Origin of the sequence: Lysobacter brunescens (assembly GCF_042677005.1) — a bacterium.
GTDB classification, from domain to species: domain Bacteria; phylum Pseudomonadota; class Gammaproteobacteria; order Xanthomonadales; family Xanthomonadaceae; genus Lysobacter_I; species Lysobacter_I brunescens.
Genome location: NZ_JBHTIF010000001.1, coordinates 269,549 through 289,153, shown reverse-complemented (window position 1 = coordinate 289,153; position 19,605 = coordinate 269,549). Strand labels below are relative to the sequence as shown.

At 67.6% G+C, this 19,605-nt stretch carries 18 protein-coding genes; 10 read left to right on the top strand and 8 right to left on the bottom strand.

What is annotated here, in order from left to right; genetic code table 11:
* Together ACFQ0E_RS01290 and ACFQ0E_RS01285 are read left to right on the top strand one after the other, a co-directional pair.
* On the top strand, positions 1-1,503 hold the full coding sequence (locus tag ACFQ0E_RS01290) for a peptide MFS transporter (RefSeq protein ID WP_386821896.1): 1,503 nt from the start codon (positions 1-3) through the stop codon (positions 1,501-1,503).
* A gap of 162 nt (positions 1,504-1,665) precedes the next feature.
* A complete protein-coding gene (locus tag ACFQ0E_RS01285; RefSeq protein WP_386821895.1) occupies positions 1,666-2,091 on the top strand; it encodes a hypothetical protein in 426 nt (141 codons plus the stop codon).
* A gap of 30 nt (positions 2,092-2,121) precedes the next feature.
* On the opposite strand, the gene ACFQ0E_RS01280 is transcribed toward ACFQ0E_RS01285, so the two are convergent.
* Positions 2,122-2,634, bottom strand: coding sequence for a MarR family winged helix-turn-helix transcriptional regulator (locus ACFQ0E_RS01280; protein ID WP_386821894.1), 513 nt, complete (start codon positions 2,632-2,634; stop codon positions 2,122-2,124).
* Positions 2,635-2,900: 266 nt separating this feature from the next.
* On the opposite strand from ACFQ0E_RS01280, the gene hppD reads away from it, so the two are divergent.
* Both hppD and hmgA read left to right on the top strand, forming a co-directional pair.
* Positions 2,901-3,989 carry a 4-hydroxyphenylpyruvate dioxygenase gene (gene hppD, locus ACFQ0E_RS01275; RefSeq protein WP_386821893.1) on the top strand — a complete coding sequence of 363 codons (1,089 nt, stop codon included), beginning with the start codon at positions 2,901-2,903 and terminating at the stop codon, positions 3,987-3,989.
* A gap of 145 nt (positions 3,990-4,134) precedes the next feature.
* On the top strand, positions 4,135-5,436 hold the full coding sequence (hmgA, locus tag ACFQ0E_RS01270; protein WP_386821892.1) for a homogentisate 1,2-dioxygenase: 1,302 nt from the start codon (positions 4,135-4,137) through the stop codon (positions 5,434-5,436).
* A 48-nt stretch (positions 5,437-5,484) separates the two neighbouring features.
* Here hmgA and ACFQ0E_RS01265 read toward each other — a convergent pair whose 3' ends face one another.
* From ACFQ0E_RS01265 to ACFQ0E_RS01255, 3 genes are all read right to left on the bottom strand, one after another.
* Positions 5,485-5,784 (bottom strand): hypothetical protein, encoded by a 300-nt coding sequence (locus tag ACFQ0E_RS01265; protein WP_386821891.1) that lies wholly within the window; start codon positions 5,782-5,784, stop codon positions 5,485-5,487.
* Between the two features lie 146 nt (positions 5,785-5,930).
* Positions 5,931-6,620, bottom strand: a complete 690-nt coding sequence (locus ACFQ0E_RS01260) for a hypothetical protein (protein WP_386821890.1) — start codon at positions 6,618-6,620, stop codon at positions 5,931-5,933.
* Positions 6,621-6,823: 203 nt separating this feature from the next.
* Positions 6,824-7,549: a hypothetical protein gene (locus ACFQ0E_RS01255; RefSeq protein WP_386821889.1), complete on the bottom strand. Its 726-nt coding sequence runs from the start codon at positions 7,547-7,549 to the stop codon at positions 6,824-6,826.
* A 158-nt stretch (positions 7,550-7,707) separates the two neighbouring features.
* On the opposite strand from ACFQ0E_RS01255, the gene ACFQ0E_RS01250 reads away from it, so the two are divergent.
* The 3 genes from ACFQ0E_RS01250 to ACFQ0E_RS01240 are packed head-to-tail and all read left to right on the top strand — an operon-like array spanning position 7,708 to position 10,829.
* Positions 7,708-8,658, top strand: a complete 951-nt coding sequence (locus ACFQ0E_RS01250) for a sodium:calcium antiporter (RefSeq protein ID WP_386821888.1) — start codon at positions 7,708-7,710, stop codon at positions 8,656-8,658.
* 22 nt (positions 8,659-8,680) lie between these two features.
* Positions 8,681-9,940, top strand: a complete 1,260-nt coding sequence (gene nhaA / locus ACFQ0E_RS01245; RefSeq protein ID WP_386821887.1) for a Na+/H+ antiporter NhaA — start codon at positions 8,681-8,683, stop codon at positions 9,938-9,940.
* A 25-nt stretch (positions 9,941-9,965) separates the two neighbouring features.
* Positions 9,966-10,829: an SDR family oxidoreductase gene (locus tag ACFQ0E_RS01240; protein ID WP_386821886.1), complete on the top strand. Its 864-nt coding sequence runs from the start codon at positions 9,966-9,968 to the stop codon at positions 10,827-10,829.
* A gap of 12 nt (positions 10,830-10,841) precedes the next feature.
* Here ACFQ0E_RS01240 and ACFQ0E_RS01235 read toward each other — a convergent pair whose 3' ends face one another.
* The 4 genes from ACFQ0E_RS01235 to ACFQ0E_RS01220 all read right to left on the bottom strand — a co-directional run bounded on the left by ACFQ0E_RS01235 (position 10,842) and on the right by ACFQ0E_RS01220 (position 14,283).
* A complete protein-coding gene (locus tag ACFQ0E_RS01235) occupies positions 10,842-11,729 on the bottom strand; it encodes a DMT family transporter (RefSeq protein WP_386821885.1) in 888 nt (295 codons plus the stop codon).
* A 31-nt stretch (positions 11,730-11,760) separates the two neighbouring features.
* Positions 11,761-12,255 carry an Mpo1 family 2-hydroxy fatty acid dioxygenase gene (locus tag ACFQ0E_RS01230; protein ID WP_386821884.1) on the bottom strand — a complete coding sequence of 165 codons (495 nt, stop codon included), beginning with the start codon at positions 12,253-12,255 and terminating at the stop codon, positions 11,761-11,763.
* 191 nt (positions 12,256-12,446) lie between these two features.
* On the bottom strand, positions 12,447-13,331 hold the full coding sequence (locus ACFQ0E_RS01225; RefSeq protein ID WP_386821883.1) for a hypothetical protein: 885 nt from the start codon (positions 13,329-13,331) through the stop codon (positions 12,447-12,449).
* A 22-nt stretch (positions 13,332-13,353) separates the two neighbouring features.
* Entirely contained in the window at positions 13,354-14,283 is a 930-nt protein-coding gene (locus ACFQ0E_RS01220; protein WP_386821882.1) for a phosphoribosylaminoimidazolesuccinocarboxamide synthase, read from the bottom strand.
* A gap of 96 nt (positions 14,284-14,379) precedes the next feature.
* Here ACFQ0E_RS01220 and ACFQ0E_RS01215 point away from each other — a divergent pair, with 96 nt between their 5' ends.
* From ACFQ0E_RS01215 to ACFQ0E_RS01205, 3 genes are all read left to right on the top strand, one after another.
* The gene (locus tag ACFQ0E_RS01215) at positions 14,380-15,333 is read left to right on the top strand and encodes a J domain-containing protein (protein WP_386821881.1); all 954 of its coding nucleotides are present in this window, start codon (positions 14,380-14,382) and stop codon (positions 15,331-15,333) included.
* Positions 15,334-15,370: 37 nt separating this feature from the next.
* Positions 15,371-15,703, top strand: coding sequence for a J domain-containing protein (locus ACFQ0E_RS01210; RefSeq protein WP_386821880.1), 333 nt, complete (start codon positions 15,371-15,373; stop codon positions 15,701-15,703).
* 195 nt (positions 15,704-15,898) lie between these two features.
* The gene (locus ACFQ0E_RS01205; RefSeq protein WP_386821879.1) at positions 15,899-19,243 is read left to right on the top strand and encodes a metallophosphoesterase; all 3,345 of its coding nucleotides are present in this window, start codon (positions 15,899-15,901) and stop codon (positions 19,241-19,243) included.
* Positions 19,244-19,605 lie beyond the last annotated feature (362 nt).

The following is a 19,605-nucleotide window of genomic DNA, read 5'->3' as shown; positions in this document are numbered from 1 at the left end:
ATGAGCGGATCCGCGACCACCGACGGGCAGCAGCCCATCCCCGAGTTTTCACAGGTGCTGGGTCATCCCAAGCCCCTGTGGATGTTGTTCATGTCGGAATTCTGGGAGCGCTTCGCGTTCTACGGCATCCGCTGGGCGATGGTGCTGTACATCGTCGCGCAGTTCCACGGCGGCGAGGCCTCCGGCGAGAAGCCGGCCAGCGAGCTGTACGGCGCCTATCTCGCGCTGGTCTACGCGGGTGCGATCTTCGGCGGCTACGTCGCCGACAAGCTGATCGGCTTCCAGCGTTCCATCCTGCTCGGCGCGGTGTTCATGGCCGTCGGCCTGTTCATGCTGGCCTCGCCCACCGAGACCCTGTTCAAGCTGGGCCTAGCGACGATCATCGTCGGCAACGGCCTGTTCAAGCCGATCATCTCGACCATGGTCGGCAAGCTCTACCTGCAGGGCGATGCGCGCCGTGACGCGGGCTTCACCATCTTCTACATGGGCATCAACATCGGCGCGATGATCGCCCCGGTCATCACCGGCTGGCTCGCCCGCAAGATCTTCGGCACCGACACCGACCCGCATTACCAGTGGGTGTTCATCGCCGCCGGCATCGGCATGGTGATCAGCCTGATCTGGTTCTGGGCCGGCCGTGGCCAGCTCAAGGGCATCGGCCTGCCGGCCCCCGGCCAGGAAGGTCTCGGCCGCCTGGGCATGGTCGCGGTGCTTGGCGCTGTCATCGGCATCCCGCTGTTCTACTTCCTGCTGACGATCAATGCGACCGCGCTGCAGGCCATCCTGATGGGCCTGTTCGTGGTGCCTGCGGTGATGCTGCTGGTCGAAGGCGCCCGCAATGGCCAGGTCGCGCGCGACATGGTCGTGGCGATGCTGATCATCTTCGTGTTCAACGTGCTGTTCTGGATGTTCTTCGAGCAGGCCGGCAGCTCGTTCACCTTCCTCGCCGACAAGATCGTCAACCGCGACTTCGGCGACTGGACCTTCCCGCTGGAGTGGTTCCAGTCGGTGAACTCGATCGCGATCATCACCCTGGCGCCGATCATGGCGTGGATGTGGGTCAAGATGGGCCGCAACAACCCGTCGATCCCGCGCAAGTTCGGCCTCGGCCTGATCTTCAACGGCCTGGCCTTCCTGCTGCTGATGATCGCGCTGAACAGCATGGTCGACGGCAACGGCAAGATCCCGTTCTGGACGCTCTTCATGGTCTACGTGATCCAGTCGGTCGGCGAGCTGTGCCTGTCGCCGATCGGCCTGTCGATGACGACCAAGCTCGCGCCCGCCCGCCTCGCCGGCATGGCGATGGGCTGCTGGTTCCTGTCGATCGCGATCGGCAACAACCTCGCCGGCATCTTCGCCGGCCATGTCAGCGGCGAAGGCGGCATGACCGCTGCGTCGGCGCTGTCGGGCTACACCTTCGGCTTCTGGGCGCTGGTCGGCTCGGGCGTGCTGCTGTTCCTGGTCGCGCCGCTGGTCAACAAGCTGATGCACGGCGTGAAGTAACTCCGGAAGTGCAGCACATGCCGCGACCCCGTGTCGCGGCGTACCATCCGGGAAGCCGGGTGGCTCGACGGGCCCGCGAAAGCGGGCCCGTTGTCGTTGTGACGCGCGGCGCCACGCATCATCGTTCATCCATCGCATCCGCCCTGGGGAGGGCACATGGTCATGCGCGAGAAACCGCCACTGTGGTTCTGGATCGTCGCCGTCCTGATGATGCTGTGGAACGGCGTGGGCGTGATGGCCTACATCGGCGAGGCGATGATGTCGGCCGACGCGCTGCAGGCGCTGCCCGAGGCGCAGCGCACGCTGATCCTGGGGCGTCCGGCCTGGGCGACGGCGGCCTACGCCGTGGCGGTGTTCGGCGGTGTCGCCGGCTGCCTGCTGTTGCTGATCCGCCGGCGCTCGGCCATCGCCGTGCTGGCGCTGTCCCTGCTGGGCGTGCTCGTGCAGATGGGGCATGCCTTCCTGCTCGCGGATGCCTTCCGCCTCGTCGGCCCCGCGGGCACGGTGCTGCCGGCCCTGGTCATCGCGGGCGCGCTGTTCCTGGTGTGGTTCGCCCGCCATGCGCGGGCGAAGGGCTGGTTGCGCTGAGGTGACGCTCCAGGTCTGCCCCCGGCGCGGTCAGTCTTCCGGCAGGCCCAGCCCTGTGAGCCGCTCCAGGCCCTTGCCGAGTTTCGACAGCAGGCCGTCGAGCTGGCGGCGGTCCTCGTCGCTGAAATGCGCGAGCAGCGCCTGCTCACAGTCCTGGGCCAGCGGCGCCACTTCGTCGTAGATCGCGTAACCGGCTTCGCTGAGCTCCAGCACCGAGCGGCGGCGATCGTCGCCGTGGATGTCGCGCTGGACCAGCCCGCGCTCCAGCAGTTTCGCGATGGTCCGGCTCACCGCCACCTTGTCCATCGCCGTGCGCTCGGCCACGCCGTTCGCCGACAGCCCGGGGTGCCGGCCCAGCACCGCGATGACCCGCCACTCGGTGATCACCAGGTTGAACCGGTCCGCATAGGTCTGGGCGATGGTCTGGCTGATCCGGTTCGACAGCACGCTGAGCCGGTAGGGCAGGAAGTGCTCCAGGTCCAGCGCGGCATGCGTCGCGGGGCGGGCCGCCGGCGCGGTGTCGGCGGGCGCTGGGGCGTCCATGGCTGGATCGGTCGTCGCGGGGTCGGTCATCGCAGGAGCGGTCATCGGTCGGAACTGTCTTGTCTGTAGTTTCAATTGAAACTATATTCCCGTGCTCGGTCCGTCGAATGCACGGGGCCTGTCCGCGCCCGCCGCCCGGCTTTCCGGTATCGGCGCCGGCCGTCGCGGGCGTGGAACCCGGCAGTGTACGTGGCGTGGCGTCCGCTGTGCGGACGCGCGTCGCGGGTTCGAAGGCCCGCCTCCCTCCCATCCCAGGAAGCACGTCCATGAGCGCCCAGCCCAACCTCGGCATGCAGGTCACCACCTTCGAGAACCCGATGGGGATCGACGGATTCGAGTTCGTCGAATACGCCGCGCCGGCCGACCGCGCCGCAGCCCTGCACGACTACTTCCGCCGCATGGGCTTCACCGCCGTGCTGCGCCACAAGACCCGCGCGATCACCGTCTACCGCCAGGGCGGCGTGAACTTCCTCGTCAACGAGGACCCCGATTCCTTCGCTGCCGACTTCGCCGCCGCCCATGGCCCTTGCGCCTGCGGCTTCGCGATCCGCTTCCGCAAGCCCTCCGCCGAGGTGCAGGCCGAAGTGCTGGCGCGCGGCGGCGAGCGCGCCACCCGCGAGGACACCCGCGCGATCGACCGCCCGGTGGTGATGGGCATCGGCGGCGCCATGCTCTACCTCGTCGACGACTACGGCACCGGCAGCAACGTGTACGCCGACTTCGCGCCGATCGAGGGCGCCGAGCAGAACCCGATCGGCTTCGGCCTGACCTTCATCGACCACCTGACCCACAACCTCTATTTCGGCAACATGGAGAAGTGGTCGAACTACTACGAGAAGCTGTTCAACTTCCGCGAGATCCGCTACTTCGACATCAAGGGTGCGAAGACCGGCCTGGTGTCCAAGGCGATGACCGCGCCGGACGGCATCGTGCGCATCCCGCTCAACGAGTCCAGCGATCCGAAGTCGCAGATCAACGAATACCTCGACGCCTACAACGGCGAGGGCATCCAGCACATCGCCTGCTTCACCGATGACATCTACACCACCGTCGAGGCGATGCGCGCGCAGGGCGTCGAGTTCCTCGACACGCCGGACACCTACTTCGAGGTGATCGACCAGCGCGTGCCGAACCACGGCGAGGACGTGGCGCGCCTGCAGAAGAACAAGATCCTGATCGACGCCGACCTGGAGACCAAGCAGCGCAAGCTGCTGCAGATCTTCACCCAGAACGCGATCGGCCCGATCTTCTTCGAGATCATCCAGCGCAAGGGCAACGAAGGCTTCGGCGAAGGCAACTTCCAGGCGCTGTTCGAGAGCATCGAACGCGACCAGATGAAGCGCGGCGTGCTGTAAAGGCAATTGGCCACGGATTCGCGCGGAGGGCGCGGATGAAGCGAAAGGCGGAGTGGATCCACTTGGTCTGATCCATCCTGTTTTTCATCCGTGACAATCCGCGAAAATCCGTGGCAAAAAAAGACGCTTTGAGGACATCACCGCAATGACAGTCAGCTACCAATCCGGTTTCGGCAACGAGTTCGCCACCGAGGCGCTGCCCGGCACCCTGCCGGTGGGGCGCAACTCGCCGCAGCGCGTGGCGCATGGCCTGTACGCCGAGCAGATCAGCGGCACCGCGTTCACCGCGCCGCGCCACGAGAACCGCCGCAGCTGGCTCTACCGCATCCGCCCGGCGGCGATGCACGGCAGCTTCACGGCGTACACGCAGCAGCAGTTCCACAACGACTTCGGTGATGGTCCGGTGACACCGGACCAACTGCGCTGGAGCCCGCTGCCGCTCCCGGGCAGTGATGCGACCGCGCCGCGCGTGGATTTCGTCGACGGCCTGTTCACCATGGCCGGCAACGGCTCGCCGGCGGCGATGCACGGCATCGGCATCCACCTGTACGCGGCCAATGCCGACATGCAGGGTCGCTTCTTCTACGACGCCGACGGCGAACTGCTGATCGTGCCGCAGCAGGGGCGACTGCAGATCGACACCGAGCTGGGCGTGATCGAGCTGGAGCCGCAGGAAATCGCGGTGATCCCGCGCGGTATCCGTTTCCGCGTGTCGCTGCCCGACGGCGTGGCGCGCGGCTACGTGTGCGAAAACTTCGGCGCGCACCTGCGCATTCCCGACCTCGGCCCGATCGGCAGCAACGGCCTGGCCAATCCGCGCGATTTCCTGACGCCGACTGCGGCGTTCGAGGATATCGAAGGCGAGTTCGAGCTGATCGCGAAGTTCCAGGGGCACCTGTGGCACGCGAGCATCGGCCATTCGCCGCTGGACGTGGTGGGCTGGCACGGCAACCACGTGCCGTACAAGTACGACCTGCGCCGCTTCAACACCATCGGCTCGATCAGCTTCGACCACCCGGACCCGAGCATCTTCCTCGTGCTCACCTCGCCCAGCGACACGCCCGGCGTGGGCAACATGGATTTCGTGATCTTCCCGCCGCGCATCCTCGCGATGGAAAACACCTTCCGCCCACCGTGGTTCCACCGCAACATCGCCAGCGAATTCATGGGCCTGATCCACGGCGCCTACGATGCCAAGGCCGAGGGCTTCGCGCCCGGCGGCTGCTCGCTGCACAACTGCATGACCGGCCACGGCCCGGACGCCGCGACCTTCGAGACGGCGAGCAACGCCGACACCTCGAAGCCGCACTACATCCGCGACACCATGGCCTTCATGTTCGAGGCGCGTGCGGTGATCCGCCCGACGCGCCAGGCGCTGCACGCACGTCATCGCCAGATCGACTACCAGCAGTGCTGGGCCGGGCTGGCGAAGCACTTCAAGGGCTGAGTCCGTCAGACGGATGCGCGGTCGCGCCGCGCATCCGCACGATCGGCGTCACCGGCCGCGCAGCAACCCGCCGATACGGTCGGCCGGTGCCAGCACGAAGCGATCGATGGCCTTGTCGCGCGGACGCGCGACGAGGTAACCCTGTTCGACGAGGTGATGCACCGAGGGCATGATCGCCTCGCCCAGCGTGTCGACCAGATCCTTCAGGCTGCGCTTGCCGTTGGTGAGGATCAGGATCCGGCGTTCGGCCAGGCTGATCGTCTCGGCGCAGGTCTTCGACAGGATCGCGTGGGCCTTGTCGGTCTTGTCCAGCAGGACACGGTGGGGTTTGAGCGTGCGCAACGGCATGGGCCTTCCTTGGATGGATGCGGCGGTTCGCCGCGAAACACCCCGGGTCCGTGGGGTGCGATGGTCAAGTGTTTCAAAAGCGTGCGCCGGATCCCGGCGGACGCGCGCGAATCCTAGCGGTTGCCGCTGGCGGGTTCAGTGAAGCCCTACTCAGTTCCGTGCCCGGCGCCTGCGGGGTCGAGCGCCTGCAGATCCGCCTGCCAGGGCTCGGGCATCAGCGGGTCGAGGAGGGCGATCGCGCCGGACAGCAGCTGCGGCTCGCCCATGTCGCGCAGCATGGCCACGGCGTCGAGGATGGCGCGGGCGACATCGGCTTCGCCGCGCGCCTGGCGGATGGCCTCCACGGCGGCGACCAGCCGGGAATCGCTGTGCAGCCCCAGCAGGTCGACGGCATGGGTCTTCGCCGAGATGATCGAGCGCGGCGCGACGTCCTTCGGCAGCGGCGAAGCGCGCGAGCTGCCGGAGAGCACCGCGATGTCGTCCGCGTGCGGCGCGGTGGCCGGCGCCACGGTATCGGCGCGTGGCCGCGCCTGGCGGATCAGCGAGGCGCCGCGCAGCAGGTGGCCCAGGCGTTCGCCGATCAGTTCGGCGCGCGGTGGCGGTGCTTCGGGTTCGGGTGCCGGGCGGGCGCGGGCGAGGTAGTCCTGGTCGACGAGGCCCTGCACGATGGGCAGGATGTCGGTGCCGAGCACTGCGGCGATGTCGGCCAGGCTGCGGCGGCCGTCGGCGAGGATCAGGATGCGTCGCTCGGCCGCACCCAGGCCCGAGGCCCGCGTGCTGGCCAGCACCCCGCGTGCCTTCTCCGTCTTCTCCAGCCGGACGTCTTCCGGTTGCATCTGCTCGATCCGCATGGCTGCCGCCAGTCCATTGTGGCCAAGTCGCGGCGCACGCTCTGCGCCAACGGTCACGTCCGGCACGCGGATGCGGCCGGTCCATCGCCGTCATCGCGTCGGTCGCGCTGGCGGGGGCGGGATGGTAGCGCAAGGCGCGCGCCAGCGCCTGCCTGGCCGGGTGGCCAGGCGGCAGCGGGCCATGGCGATCAGGCAGCAGCCGAGGCCGTCGAGGCGGGATTGTGGACCGCCAGCACGGGCTTTCCGGTCAGCTCGGACTGCAGCGCGCGCAACGCCGGCAGCCACGGCTCGGGCAGCACTTCGTCGAGCCGGGCGAGGATGCGCGTCGCCATGCTGGCGGAGACCAGCGGCATCAGGTGGCGCACGCCGTCCAGCAGCGCGACCACGGTGGCGGTCTCGTCCTGTGCGCACTGGATCTCGGTGCGGCATTCGGCGATGCGCAGGTCGCGCTGCATCTGCAGCAGGTCCATCACATACATCTTCGACGCCGCCAGCGAACGGCGCGTGGTGGCGGAGGCTGCGGGTGCCGTTGCGGATGCCGTTGCAGTCGTCGACGGCTCTGCCGGCAGGGCCGCTGCGGGTGTCGCCATGGCGGGCTGCGCCGGCGTTGCGACGGCCTCGTCGCTCGCTGGACGCAGGCGCGACGCGGCTTCGCGCAGGCGCTGCCCAAGTCCACTTGCGCCGCTTGCACCGCCTGCGCCGCGCGCGCCCTGTGCATCGGCGGTGGCGAGATAGCCGGCGCGCATCAGCGCATCGATGTCGCCGAGGATGTCGTTGCCGAGCATCGCCATCAGATCGTTGATGCTGCGCCTGCCGTCGGTGAGGATCAGGATGCGGCGATGGTGCAGCGAGAGGTCGCCGGATCGGGTGTCGGACAGCGCGGCGCGCGCCCGTTCTGTCTTGTGCAGGAGCATGGTCGTGGCCGATGGGGAAGGCCGATGGGGGAGGCCGGTGCGCGCAATCTAGCGGCGCGCGATGAAATCGCCGTGACATTCGCCTGCGTACGCGCGCGGGCGACAGCGCCTCCCGCCTGTCATAGAATCGGGCTTGATCTGCACGACGGAGACACGCGATGGGCATGGCGATCGGCTGGTGCGTGCTGGCCCTGCTGCTGCTGGCGCTGGGCGGCGATTCGGTGCTGAAGGGCGCCTCCGGGCTGTCGCGGCGCTTCGGTCTGTCGCCGTTCGCGACCGGCCTGCTGCTGGTGGGCTTCGGCACCTCGATTCCGGAACTCGCGGTCAACCTGCGCGCGTTCGTCGTCGGCAGCCAGAGCCTCGCGCTCGGCAACGCCATCGGCAGCAACATCGTGAATTTCGGGCTCACCCTCGGCGTGGCCGCGATCGCCGCGCCGTTGCTGGTGCGCTGGCGCGCGCTCGCGCCGCTGCTGCTGTGCCTGGTCGCGGCCACCATCGCGCTCGCCGCGTTCGGTTACGACGGCGTGCTGACCCGTGGCGAGGGCCTGCTGTTCGTGGCCGCGTTCGTCGCGGTACTGGCCTGGGCCTGGATGCGCGGACGTCGCGAACCCGCGGAGCTGCACACGGAAATCCCCGACTACCTGCGTACCGGCGACGACCTGGGCCTCAACCTGCTGCGTTTCGCGCTCGGCGGCACCTTGTTGTTCTTCGGCGCGAAGTGGCTGGTCGCGCATGCGCCGATCGTCGGTGCGGGGCTGGGCTTCACGCCGCTGCTCACCGGCCTCATCGTGATCGCCATCGCCACTGCGCTGCCCGAAGCGGTCGCTGCGGTGGTCGCGGCGCGACGCGGCCAGGGCGACATCGTGGTCGGCCACGTGATCGGTTCCAGCCTGTTCAACCTGCTGATCGTGGTCGGCGGCATGGCCGCGCTGCGACCGCTGCCGATTCCCGCGTCCTTCATCGGCTTCGAGCTGCCGGCGGCGCTGGCGGTGTCGCTGCTGCTGTATCCGATGCTGCGCAAGGACCTGCAGATCAGTCGTGCCGAAGGCTGGGTGCTGACCCTGGCGTTCGTGCTCTGGGTCGTGTTCGAAATCGTGTTGACGCGCTGACGCGCGGGAGGTTCATCGCATCATGTCCAACAGCGGGAAAGAGTCCGTCATCATCCGCGTCTTGCCCGGGCGCGCTGCGCGCGCGTTGCAGGATTTCTTCCAGATGGAGGCCGCGGGCGGCATCCTGCTGATCATCGCGGCGGTGCTGGCGATGGTGCTGGCCAATTCGCCGCTGTCGAGCTGGTACGACGCCTTCCGCGACCTGCCCGTGCAGGTGCGCGTCGGCGAACTGAACCTGGCCAAGCCGCTGCTGCTGTGGATCAACGACGGCCTGATGGCGATCTTCTTCCTGCTGGTGGCGCTGGAGATCAAGCGCGAGGTGCTGAGCGGACAATTGTCGAGTCGCGCGCAGCTGATCCAGCCGCTGGTCTGCGCTGCGGCCGGCGTGATCGTGCCGGGCGCGATCTACGCCTGGGTGAACATGGGCGACGCCGAGTCCATGCGCGGCTGGGCGATCCCGACTGCCACCGACATCGCTTTCGCGCTGGGTGTGCTGTCGCTGCTCGGCTCCCGCGTGCCGCTGGCGATGAAGCTGCTGCTGTCGACGATCGCGGTGATCGACGACCTGATCGCGATCATCATCATCGCGGTGTTCTACACCAGCGAACTGTCGACGAGCGCGCTGACCGGCGCTTTCGTCGTGCTGGGCGTGATGATCGCGATGAACCGCATGCGCGTCCGCGCGCTGACGCCCTACCTCGTGCTGGGCGCGGTGATGTGGGTGTTCGTGCTGAAGTCGGGCGTGCACGCCACGCTGGCTGGCGTCGCCACCGGCCTGCTGATCCCGCACGTCGACAAGGAGAATCAGGTCGACGACGAAGTCGAATACTCGCCGCTGGAGTGGCTGGAGCACGCCCTGCACAAGTGGGTCGCCTACGCGATCCTGCCGCTTTTCGCCTTCGTCAACGCAGGGCTGGCGCTGGGCGGCATGTCGGCATCCGACCTGCTGGCGCCGGTGCCGCTGGGCATCGCCCTGGGCCTGGTGCTGGGCAAGCCGATCGGCATCGTCGGCGCGGCCGTGCTCGCCCATGTCACCGGCATCGCGCGCTTCGGCGAAGGCATGAATTTCAAGGCCGTGCTCGGCCTCGGCATGCTCTGCGGTATCGGCTTCACGATGAGCCTGTTCATCGCGTCGCTGGCGTTCAAGGCGCATCCGGAGATGGCCGAAGCCAGCGTGCTCGGCGTGCTCTGCGCGTCGGTGGTGTCGGCCGTGCTCGGTTACCTGTGGCTGCGTGCCACCTTGCCCGCGAAGCGCGACGGCGAGGCGTCCGCCCAGGCATGACGCAGACGGCTGCGCGCGACGTCGCATGAAGACCGCGCTGGTGTTCGGCGCGAGCGGGCAGATCGGCATGCCGCTGCTCGATCGCCTGCGCGATGACGGCTGGCGCGTGCATGCCGTCTCGCGCGATCCGCGCGCGGAGCAACCGGGGCTCATCTGGTGGCCGGGCGAACTGCCGGACTTCGGCTTGCCTGCGCAGCAGGCGGACGTGATCTTCAGCTGCGGCCCGCTGGATCTGTTCGCGCAGTGGTACGCGCGCAGCGGCATCGATGCGTCGCGCGTGATCGCCTTCGGCTCCACCAGCATCGAGGTCAAGCGCGGATCGGCCGATGCCGAGGAGCGCGATCTCGTCGCCCGCCTGCGCGAGGCCGAGCGCACGCTGTTCGAATCCGCCGCCGCACGCGGCGCCGCCGTCACCGTGCTGCGTCCCACCCTCGTCTACGGCAGCGCGCGCGACCGCAACCTCAGCCGGATCGCGCAGGTCGCGCAGCGCTTCGGTCGCATCGTGCTGCCGCGCGACGCGACCGGCCTGCGCCAGCCGGTGCATGCGCACGACCTCGCCGACGCCGCGTTCCGCTGCATCGACACCGAGGCGACCTTCGGCCGCACCTACGCGCTGCCCGGCGGCGAGACGCTGTCCTATCGCGACATGGTCGCGCGCGTGCTCGGCGCGCTGCAGCCGTCCCCGCGCCTGCACGAAGTGCCATCGCCGGTCTTCAACCTCGTGCTCGCGCTGGCCCATGCGGCGGGCTTCGCGCTGGATTTCAACGAAGCTGCCGTCGCGCGCATGCGCAGCGACCTGGTGTTCGATCCCGGCGACGCGCAGCGCGATTTCGGCTACGCGCCGCGCAACTTCCATCCGGTCGCCTCGATGTTCCCCTCGCCGGAGTGATGCGCAGCCGATTCAGGCCTTGCCGAGCGCCTTGGCCTTCGCGCGCAGCGCGATGGCGAGCACGCCGCCGAGCACCATCGCACCGCCGATCCACAGGTTCGCGCCGGGGCGATCGCCCCAGACGAGGATGCCCAGCGCCACCGCGAACACCGGGGTGAGCAGCAGGTAGGGCATCACCTGCGCCACCGGATGGCGCTGGACGAGCTTGAAGAACAGCGTGTGCCCGATCAGCGAGGCGAACACGGCCGAATACAGCGCCGAGCCCCAGCTCGACCAGTGCGCGTCGCGCAGCGCGGCGAAGCCGCCCGGTTCGATCGCCGCGCTGATCGCCAGCAGCGGCACGATGCCGATCACCGCTGTCCAGCCCTGCAGGCTGACGCCGTCGATGCCGCTGAGCCCGCGCATCAGCACCGTGCCCAGCGCGATCAGGAAGGCCGAGAACAGCATCATCGCCAGCGAGGCCGGGTGGTCCAGCACCAGCGGATCGAAGCCAAGCACCAGCACGCCGGCGAAGCTCAGCGCGATCGCCGAGCCGGTGCGCCAGGCGAAGCGCTCGCCGAGGATCGCCCAGGCCAGCAGCACCGACATCGGGATGTAGCTCTGCATCACGATGGCCGGCGAGGACAGGTCGCCCGCCATGCGCAGCGCCCACAGACTGGTGCCGAAATGCAGCGCGCCGTTGAGCAGCGCGACCGCGATCAGTCGCGGCCACTGCGCGCGCGGCGGCGGTTTGAGGAAGGAGACCAGCAACAGCGCGAGCATCGTCATGCGCAGCGCGCTGAACAGGAACGGCGGGATTTCCTGCAATGCGTGCGCCGAGGTCAGGAAGTTGCCCGCCCAGACGATGCAGACGACGAGCGCGAGCATGAAGTCGCGCCCGCCGAAACGCGATTCGCTCATCGGCTGCCGCCGGACGGCTTGCGCGACCGCATCAGAATTTCAGGCCGAATGCGCGGAAGCTCTTGCCGAGAATCCAGGCCGGGCCGATCAGCAGATACACGAGGTCGGTGAGGAAGCTCGGCTTCTTGCCTTCGATCTTGTGGCCGATGAACTGCGCGATCCAGGCCAGCACGAACACCGCGATCGCGACCTTCAGCAGCATCGCGCCGCCGATCTCGCCGTACAGCCAGCGGTTGAACCACGCCATCGCGATGAATACCGCCAGCATGCCGAAGCCCAGTGGACGCGATGCGCGGTAGTAGAAGCTCCATGCCGCGAACATTGCCAGCGCGCACCAGAAGCCCGCCTGGAACCACGTGCCAGGCACCGGGATGCACCACAGCAGCGCGGTCACCGTCCACAGGATCAGCGGCACCGCGACGTAGTGGATCTTCTGGTTCACCGGATTCTGGTGGTCCGCGGAATAGCTCGCGAACCAGCGGTCGATGGGGCGGGTGAAGGCTTGCGGATCGGCGGTGGTGTTCATGCGGGTCTCTTCGTCGATGACCGGGATGCTGCGGAGGAGTCGAGCGCTGCCTCGATCTTACTCCGGCCAGCGCTCCGGGCGCGGCTGCCGGGGTAGCGGGTCGCCCCAACCGTGATGAAGTGGGAGGTGGATGAGGATCCTGCCGGGGACATCACCGAGGATTTCTGGCCCGGCTATATCGAGACAGGACTTCATCTTTCGGAGGTGGTGTCTTGCATCCGGCCGTGCTCTGCGAGCAAGCACAGCGCTTCGCTCCTCATGTCTTCATCGGATCGGTTGCCGGCGTACTCGTTGATATGGATGTCTTCATTGAGGCACATGAAGTCGATATAGGCTGCGTCATCCAGCGAGTCATCGTTGCAGAGTGTCATTGCAGTACGGATGGCGGATGGTGTCGAAATCCGGCTGGCCGCCAATTCCAGGGCAATATGACCAAGAAGCAGCCGCGTGGCGGCGAGCAGGTGCCCGCGTTCGCCTGCGATGCTCAGCGCGTTGTAGAGCGCGTTCCTGTTCGCAGCAGTCGCAATCTCGATGATCTGAATGGGGGGTGTGTCACGTTCGCGGATGATCTCGTAGGCCCACTCCTTGACGAAGTGCTCGTCGAAGAGGCCGAGTCTGAAGCCGAGGTCGTGATAGGTCGCTGCCGTCGCATCATCGATTCCGACGGGGAGTGGTGCTGCAGGAGCTGTCTTCGCGGCCTGCATGCGGGGCCGGGCGGACAGTCTGCTGATCGTGAAGGCGACGGCTTGCCCGATACCGCTGCCCGTCGCTTCGAAGTCGTCATCTTCGATCCTGATCTGCCGGCAATCGACCGTGACAGGCGAGAGCGAGCAGATGATGCCGAAGGCGCGATAGGACCAGCCTTCGATTCGTTCGAGACCGCGCTTCCGATCGGGATTGCCGTCCAGGATCTCATTGTTGGATTCGTGCTCGTCCAGCATCGGGATGAACTCGATGTCCAGCACGTCACCGCATTCGGCTGGACTGAATTCGTCCATGACATGCAGCACGGTGCCGTTGATTTCGATTCTGGCTTCGAGATATTCGCCCTCGGTCGAGATCAGCCGTGCGCGCATTGAGGTGACTCAATCCATCGAATCAATCAACGGAAATCCCCGCCAGCCGCTGCAATGCCTCGGCGTACTTGGCGCGGGTGCGTTCGATCACGTCGGCGGGCAGGGCGGGGCCGGGGGCGGTCTTGTTCCAGTCCAGCGTTTCCAGGTAGTCGCGGACGAACTGCTTGTCGTAGCTCGGCGGGCTGATGCCGATTTCATACTCGTCGGCGGGCCAGTAGCGCGACGAATCCGGGGTCAGCATCTCGTCCATCACGTACAGGCGGCCGTCGGCGTCGGTGCCGAACTCGAACTTGGTGTCTGCCAGCAGGATGCCGCGTTCGGCGGCGTAGTCGGCGGCGTAGCGATAGATGCGCAGCGTCGCGTCGCGGACCTGCTCGGCGAGGTCGGCGCCGACGGTCTTCACCATCGTGTCGAAATCGATGTTCTCGTCGTGGTCGCCCACGGCGGCCTTGGTCGAGGGCGTGAAGATCGGTTCGGCCAGCTGTTCGGCCTGGCGCAGGCCGTCGGGCAGGGTGATGCCGCTGACCCGGCCGGTGCGCTGGTAGTCCTTCCAGCCGCTGCCGATCAGGTAGCCACGGGCGATGGCCTCCACCGGCACCGGCTTGAGCTTCTTCGTCACCACCGCGCGCTTCGCGTAAAGCGCGGCGTCGACGCCGGCCGGCAGGACCCGGGCGACATCGATCCCGGTCAGGTGGTTGCGCAGGATGTGCGCGGTCTTGTCGAACCAGAAGTTGCTGATCTGGCAAAGCATTTCGCCCTTGCCCGGGATCGGGTCGGGCAGCACCACGTCGAAGGCGCTCAGGCGGTCGGTGGCGACCATCAGCATCAGCGGGCCGTGTTCGCGCGCCTCGGCCGGGAGCAGCTCGGGCGGGAGGTCGAAGACGTCGCGGACCTTGCCGCGATGGCGCAGGGTGAGGCCGGGCAGGTCGGATTGGAGCAGGGTCGTCGCCACGCGCAGTCCTGGGGGAAGCGTTCGGGCCGCCTAGTGTAAGCCCCCCGGTGCGCCGATGAAGGGGCCTGTGTTGTCCGGAGCGGTAAACTGCCGCCCATGACACGTGGATATGGACATTTCATCGGCTTCCTCGGCGACTGGGTGCGCTTCGCACGGCGCGACGACCTTGCCTACCGCACGCTCGGCCTGTCCGAGGCGGCCGAGGACATCGAGATCGAGCAGGCCTACGTTCGCCTGATGGCCCAGTACCAGCCCGAACGGCTCGCCGGCCTCGCCGGGTCGATCCGGCGGCGGGCCCAGCGCAAGGCCGTCCAGATCGACACCGCCTATGCCCGGATCCGCGCCATGCGCAAGCGGGCTGCATCGGCGGTGTCGTCGCAGTCCGCCGTGGCGAGGTCGGACGACCGGGCCCTGCCTGTGGCGCTGGTCTGGCTGGCATTGGCGCTGATCGCCGTGGTGATCCTCGCGTGGTTCGGCCCGATGCGCGACCTGTGGACACCGGCGCAGGCGCCATTGCCTGCTCCGCAGCCGAACGCGCAAACCGCCGCGTTGCCGGGCACGCCGGCTTCCCCGGCCATCGCCGCGCCGCCTGCGCCCGCCACCGCGCCACCGGCGGCGGTGGCCGAGGCGCCGGTGCGGGTCGAGCAGATGCTGGTCCTGATGCCGAGCGAGCCGCCACCTGCGCAGGCCGTGTCCCCGGCGCCCCAGCCGGCACCGGCCCTGACCGGCGAGGCCGCGCTGGTCGAAGCCCTCCGCGTCGGCCAACTGCGTCCCGCCTCCGGCAGCGACATCTCGCGCTGGGCCATGCGCTGGTCCGAGGTCAACGGTCGTGGCCTGCCAGCAAGCTTCCGGGAGCGCACCGGGTTCATGTCGTCGTACGTGATCCAGAAGGACTTCACGATCCCCGACGGCCTCAACGGCGCGCATGCGGTGATCTTCCTGCTCGACACCCACGTGCCCCATCCGCGCGGCAGTCCCGGCCATTCGGTGATCCTGGACATGTCCACGGGCGCCTGCATGGGCGTGACCTGCCGGATGTTCCTGGACTGAGCCGACCGGGCATCCGGCCCCGCGCTACACTCCCGCCATGAACAAGCGCTGGTACGGAAAAGTCTTCGGTTTCATCGCGGGTTGGCTGCTCACCCGGCATCCCGCCGGCGCCGTGCTCGGCCTGCTGCTCGGCCACGCCTTCGACGCCGACTGGTTCCGCAGCAAGCGCGAAACCCCCTACCGGGTGCTCGGCCTCGCCGAGGACGCCACCGACGCCGAGGTCGACCAGGCCTACCGCCGCCTGATCAGCCAGTACCACCCCGACAAACTCTCCGGCGTCGCCGAGGAACTCCGCCGCCAGGCCGAAGACAAGGCCAGCGAGATCAACGCCGCCTACGACCGGATCAAGACGCTGCGCAAGCGGGGTTGAGCCGCATCCCGCCCTTGTAGAGCGGAGCGAAGCTCCGCTGCACCGCGTCCGCAGCCCATATTCCCCGCGCCGCGTTGCCGTCTCCGATGCGCGTCGTCCGCTGCATGGAGACGGAGTGCGCAGGGCCTCCTCGCGTCCGTTTTCGACCGCCCCCGGCTTCGGCATACTGAGCCGACACAGGGGAGGTGTGGCTTGGTGAAGCGAGCATTGCGGATCTTGCACGTGTCAGACCTGCACATGGGGCAGGAGCGGGGCGCCAGTCGCTGGCGCATGCGTGATGTGCTCGGCGATGCCTGGCGCGAGAATCTCGACGACATCGCCCGGGATGGCCCGGTCGACCTGGTCTGCTTCACCGGCGATCTCGCCTTTTCTGGCCAGTCGGGGCAATACCTCGAAGCCGGGCAGGCCATCGAGCACATCCTTCAACGTCTCGGCCTCGACAAGTCGCGCTTCTTCTGCGTGCCGGGCAATCACGACATCGACCGCAATGCTGAAGCGGATGCGTGGCGCCAACTGCGCGATGCGAACGATGTCCGCCCCGAGGATTTCGATCCATGGATCGCAGGAGGGCGGGCGCCACGCGGTTGCGACGACCGTTGGCGCGACGCGGTGCTCGCACGACGCAGCGCTTACGACGACTGGTTGACGGCATTCGGACTGGATCGTCTGCATCCCCGTCATCATCGGCACGGCCGTCTCGGCTATCGCGTGACCTTCCGTCCGGGTGAGATCGGCAATCACGCCCCGCTGCATATCGTCGGCTTCGACAGTGCATGGTTATCCGGGGCTGGCGACGAGCGCGAGCAGGACAACGCCAATCTCCGCCTCACGCGCGAACAGGTCGGCTGTCTTCTGAGCGATGACAACGGCGATCCGCTGCAAGGGCATGCCATCGGCCTGGTGCATCACCCGTTTTCCTGCCTGATCGAAAGCGAAAGTCAGGCCCTGCCGCCCCTGATGAGCCGGCTCGGCCTCGGCTTGCTGATGCACGGGCATCTGCACGATCTGCGTATGTCGCGCTGGTCCGATCCCGACCACGGTCTGCACGTTTCCAGCGCGGGCAGTCAGTACCAGCGCAACGATGTCCCCAACACGATCCATCTGCTCGATGTGGAACTGCCCGCGCAGGCGCCACTGCGGCCGGTCAAGCTCTGGGTGCGTACCTGGGACGGTGATGGCGGCCATTGGTACAACGACAACAAGCGCTATCGGAAGATGGTGGATGGTCGCTTGCACCTGATGGCCAGCACGTCTGCCCCCTACACCCCCACCCCCGGCAAATTCATCGGCCGCACCACCGAACTCGATGCTCTCTGCGCCGCGATGCTGCCCGCCGCGCAGGGCGCGAGTGCGGTGCCCACGCTGATCTGCTGTGCCATCGACGGCATGCCCGGCGTGGGCAAGACCCGGCTAGCGGAGGAGTTCATTGCCGAGCATTGGCTGAAGGCGTATCCGCCGCCGTTGGACACGCCGGTCGGCGACTGCGTGCTGCGTCTGGTGCTGGCCGCAGGTGAAGACGCCGCGCAGGCGCGTAGCGCCGATACGCTGCTGCGCGATCTCGGCGACCGCCTGCGCCTGCAGGGCAGCCTCGACGACATCAAACGCGACCTGCCCGCCGCCCTGCGCCACGGGCCCGGCGGCCATCCGCGCCTGGTGCTGATCGAAAACGTCGACAGCGAAGCCCAGGCCGATCAGGTCGTCGCCCTGGTCCATCGCCTGCCCGACTGCCCGGTGCTGGTCACCGCACGCGTGCGCAAGTTTGGCGGGCTGGCCTGGAAGCGGGTCGAGGTGGAGCCGATGCGGCTGCAGGACGCCATCGACCTGCTGCGCAACGAGGCCGCAGCTGCGGGCGACGATGCCTGCATCCCCACCATCGCCCAGGCGCAGCGGCTCGCCGAAACCCTGGGCCGCCTGCCGCTGGCCCTGCATATCGCCGCCAGCCATCTGGGGCTGGGCAAGACGCCGGACGAATTCCTGGCCGAGCTGCGCGGCACCGGCCTGGACCTGGCCCCCGCGCAGCAGGGCGATCACGGCCTGCAGGTGGATCGTGCCCGCGCCATCCTGCGCAGCTCTTTCGATCTGTCCTGGCGAACCTGGTGCCAGGGCGCAGGTGCGCAGCCCGAATGGCAGCAGGCCCTGATCGCCCTGGCCCACGGCCCGGCCGCCGACGTGGGCGAATCGCTCGGCGCCGCCATCACCGCGTTGCCGCCAACTGCGTATGGCCCCTGTGTCATCGCCGCTGGCCGGCTCAGCCTCCTTGAATGGGAGTGGGCAGGCGCAGCCGAGTCGCGCGAACGCCGGGTGCGCCTGCATGCCCTGATCGCCGAATTCCTGCGCAGGATGCCGGTGCCGGAGGCCGCGACGGTGATGGCGCGGATCGGCGACTGGTTTGCGCCGCGGGTCTCCGATCATGATCCTGAAACGATGGGTAGTGCGCGCCGTGAGGTGCAGTTGGAGCCCGCAGGGCTGCTGCATTGGCTCGCGGTGACCCGCCTCGACGAGAAGACGCTCAGCATCGTCGCCGCCGTCAAATTTGCGATTGCGAACGGCCCGTACGGTGCGTGGCTGGCCTGCTTCAAAGCAGCCATCCCGCACGCGGGTGAGACTCAGCGTGGCCTGGATCTGGCCTGGGCCATTTCGATGCTCGCGCACCAATCTGGTGACCCGGAGCTGGCCATCAACAGCGCTCGGGCCAACGCCGATCTCGCCAAACGGCTTGGAGACGATTATGAGTACGCCGCCGCCCAAGGCCAAATGGCGAACATCCTGCAGGCACGCGGCGAACTGGAAGAGGCCTTGCGCATCCGTCGAGATGAACAGATGCCGGTGTACGAGCGTCTGGGCAATGCGCGCGCGCGCGCGATAACCCAGGGCCAGATCGCAGACATCCTGCAGGCACGTGGGGAGTTGGAGGAAGCCTTGCGTATCCGTCGTGAAGAAGTGATGCCGGTGTATGAACGCTTGGGCGAGTTGCGTGAACGTGCGATCGCGCAGGGCAAGATTGCGGACATCCTGCAGGCGCGCGGTGAACTGGAGGAGGCCTTGCGCATCCATCGCGAAGAAGCGCTGCCGGTGTTCGAGCGCCAAGGCGATACGCGTTCGTGCGCCATCACGCAGGGGCAGATCGCTGACATCCTCCAGGCACGCGGTGAGCTCGCGGAGGCCTTGCTGATCCGTCGCGAGGAACTGCTGCCTGTATTCGAGCGCTTGGGCGATGTACGTTCGCGTGCGATCACGCAGGGCAAGATCGCGGACATTCTTGACGAATACGGGGATCGAGAAGAAGCCATACGGATCTATCGGGAGGAAGTGCTGCCCGCGTATGAACGCCTCGGCGTTGTCCACATGCTGCTGGTGGATCGCACTAATCTTGCGATCAAGCTGCTCAAGCGAGGCCAAGCTGAGGATGGCCCCGAAATCCTCACGCTGCTGCACCAAGCCCTGCACGATGCCGAACGCCTGCGTCTGCCCGAGGCTGCGACGATCCGTGGCTACATCGCTAAGATCTTCGGCCCTGATGCTTCATCCCCGTCCGATTGAAGCTGGGTCCCAGCCTGCGCCGGGACGACGGGTTGTTGAGGTCGCCGGACGGTGGTGGCTGCGGGGCGAGTGGCGTGGGTCCGAGGCGCGGATGCTCTGCGTGGGTGGGCTTGGCCGGCCTGCGGGTGTTGAGCATCAAGCCCGAGTGTTGGGCGTGATGAGTCTTTCCTTTTTTAGAATCAATGGATTGCGTTGTTTTTGAAATAGCATGTTTCATGCTCTGGCGGAGGCAGGGTTAAAACAAGAGCTCGGGCCTAAAGGCCCTCCTACAGGGGGGGCGGGCAGAGCGTCAGGCCGGCGGGCGGGCGATAATGACTGCCTCGGGGCGACGCTCTTCGGCCCCTCCGCGTTGTCTTCCTGCC

Excerpts from the sequence above, each read along its gene's own strand:
- ACFQ0E_RS01290 (WP_386821896.1), top strand. The coding sequence starts at position 1 with ATGAGCGGATCCGCGACCACCGACGGGCAGCAGCCCATCCCCGAGTTT.
- ACFQ0E_RS01285 (WP_386821895.1), top strand. The coding sequence starts at position 1,666 with ATGCGCGAGAAACCGCCACTGTGGTTCTGGATCGTCGCCGTCCTGATG.
- ACFQ0E_RS01280 (WP_386821894.1), bottom strand. The coding sequence starts at position 2,634 with ATGGACGCCCCAGCGCCCGCCGACACCGCGCCGGCGGCCCGCCCCGCG.
- hppD (WP_386821893.1), top strand. The coding sequence starts at position 2,901 with ATGAGCGCCCAGCCCAACCTCGGCATGCAGGTCACCACCTTCGAGAAC.
- hmgA (WP_386821892.1), top strand. The coding sequence starts at position 4,135 with ATGACAGTCAGCTACCAATCCGGTTTCGGCAACGAGTTCGCCACCGAG.
- ACFQ0E_RS01265 (WP_386821891.1), bottom strand. The coding sequence starts at position 5,784 with ATGCCGTTGCGCACGCTCAAACCCCACCGTGTCCTGCTGGACAAGACC.
- ACFQ0E_RS01260 (WP_386821890.1), bottom strand. The coding sequence starts at position 6,620 with ATGCAACCGGAAGACGTCCGGCTGGAGAAGACGGAGAAGGCACGCGGG.
- ACFQ0E_RS01255 (WP_386821889.1), bottom strand. The coding sequence starts at position 7,549 with ATGCTCCTGCACAAGACAGAACGGGCGCGCGCCGCGCTGTCCGACACC.
- ACFQ0E_RS01250 (WP_386821888.1), top strand. The coding sequence starts at position 7,708 with ATGGGCATGGCGATCGGCTGGTGCGTGCTGGCCCTGCTGCTGCTGGCG.
- nhaA (WP_386821887.1), top strand. The coding sequence starts at position 8,681 with ATGTCCAACAGCGGGAAAGAGTCCGTCATCATCCGCGTCTTGCCCGGG.
- ACFQ0E_RS01240 (WP_386821886.1), top strand. The coding sequence starts at position 9,966 with ATGAAGACCGCGCTGGTGTTCGGCGCGAGCGGGCAGATCGGCATGCCG.
- ACFQ0E_RS01235 (WP_386821885.1), bottom strand. The coding sequence starts at position 11,729 with ATGAGCGAATCGCGTTTCGGCGGGCGCGACTTCATGCTCGCGCTCGTC.
- ACFQ0E_RS01230 (WP_386821884.1), bottom strand. The coding sequence starts at position 12,255 with ATGAACACCACCGCCGATCCGCAAGCCTTCACCCGCCCCATCGACCGC.
- ACFQ0E_RS01225 (WP_386821883.1), bottom strand. The coding sequence starts at position 13,331 with ATGCGCGCACGGCTGATCTCGACCGAGGGCGAATATCTCGAAGCCAGA.
- ACFQ0E_RS01215 (WP_386821881.1), top strand. The coding sequence starts at position 14,380 with ATGACACGTGGATATGGACATTTCATCGGCTTCCTCGGCGACTGGGTG.
- ACFQ0E_RS01210 (WP_386821880.1), top strand. The coding sequence starts at position 15,371 with ATGAACAAGCGCTGGTACGGAAAAGTCTTCGGTTTCATCGCGGGTTGG.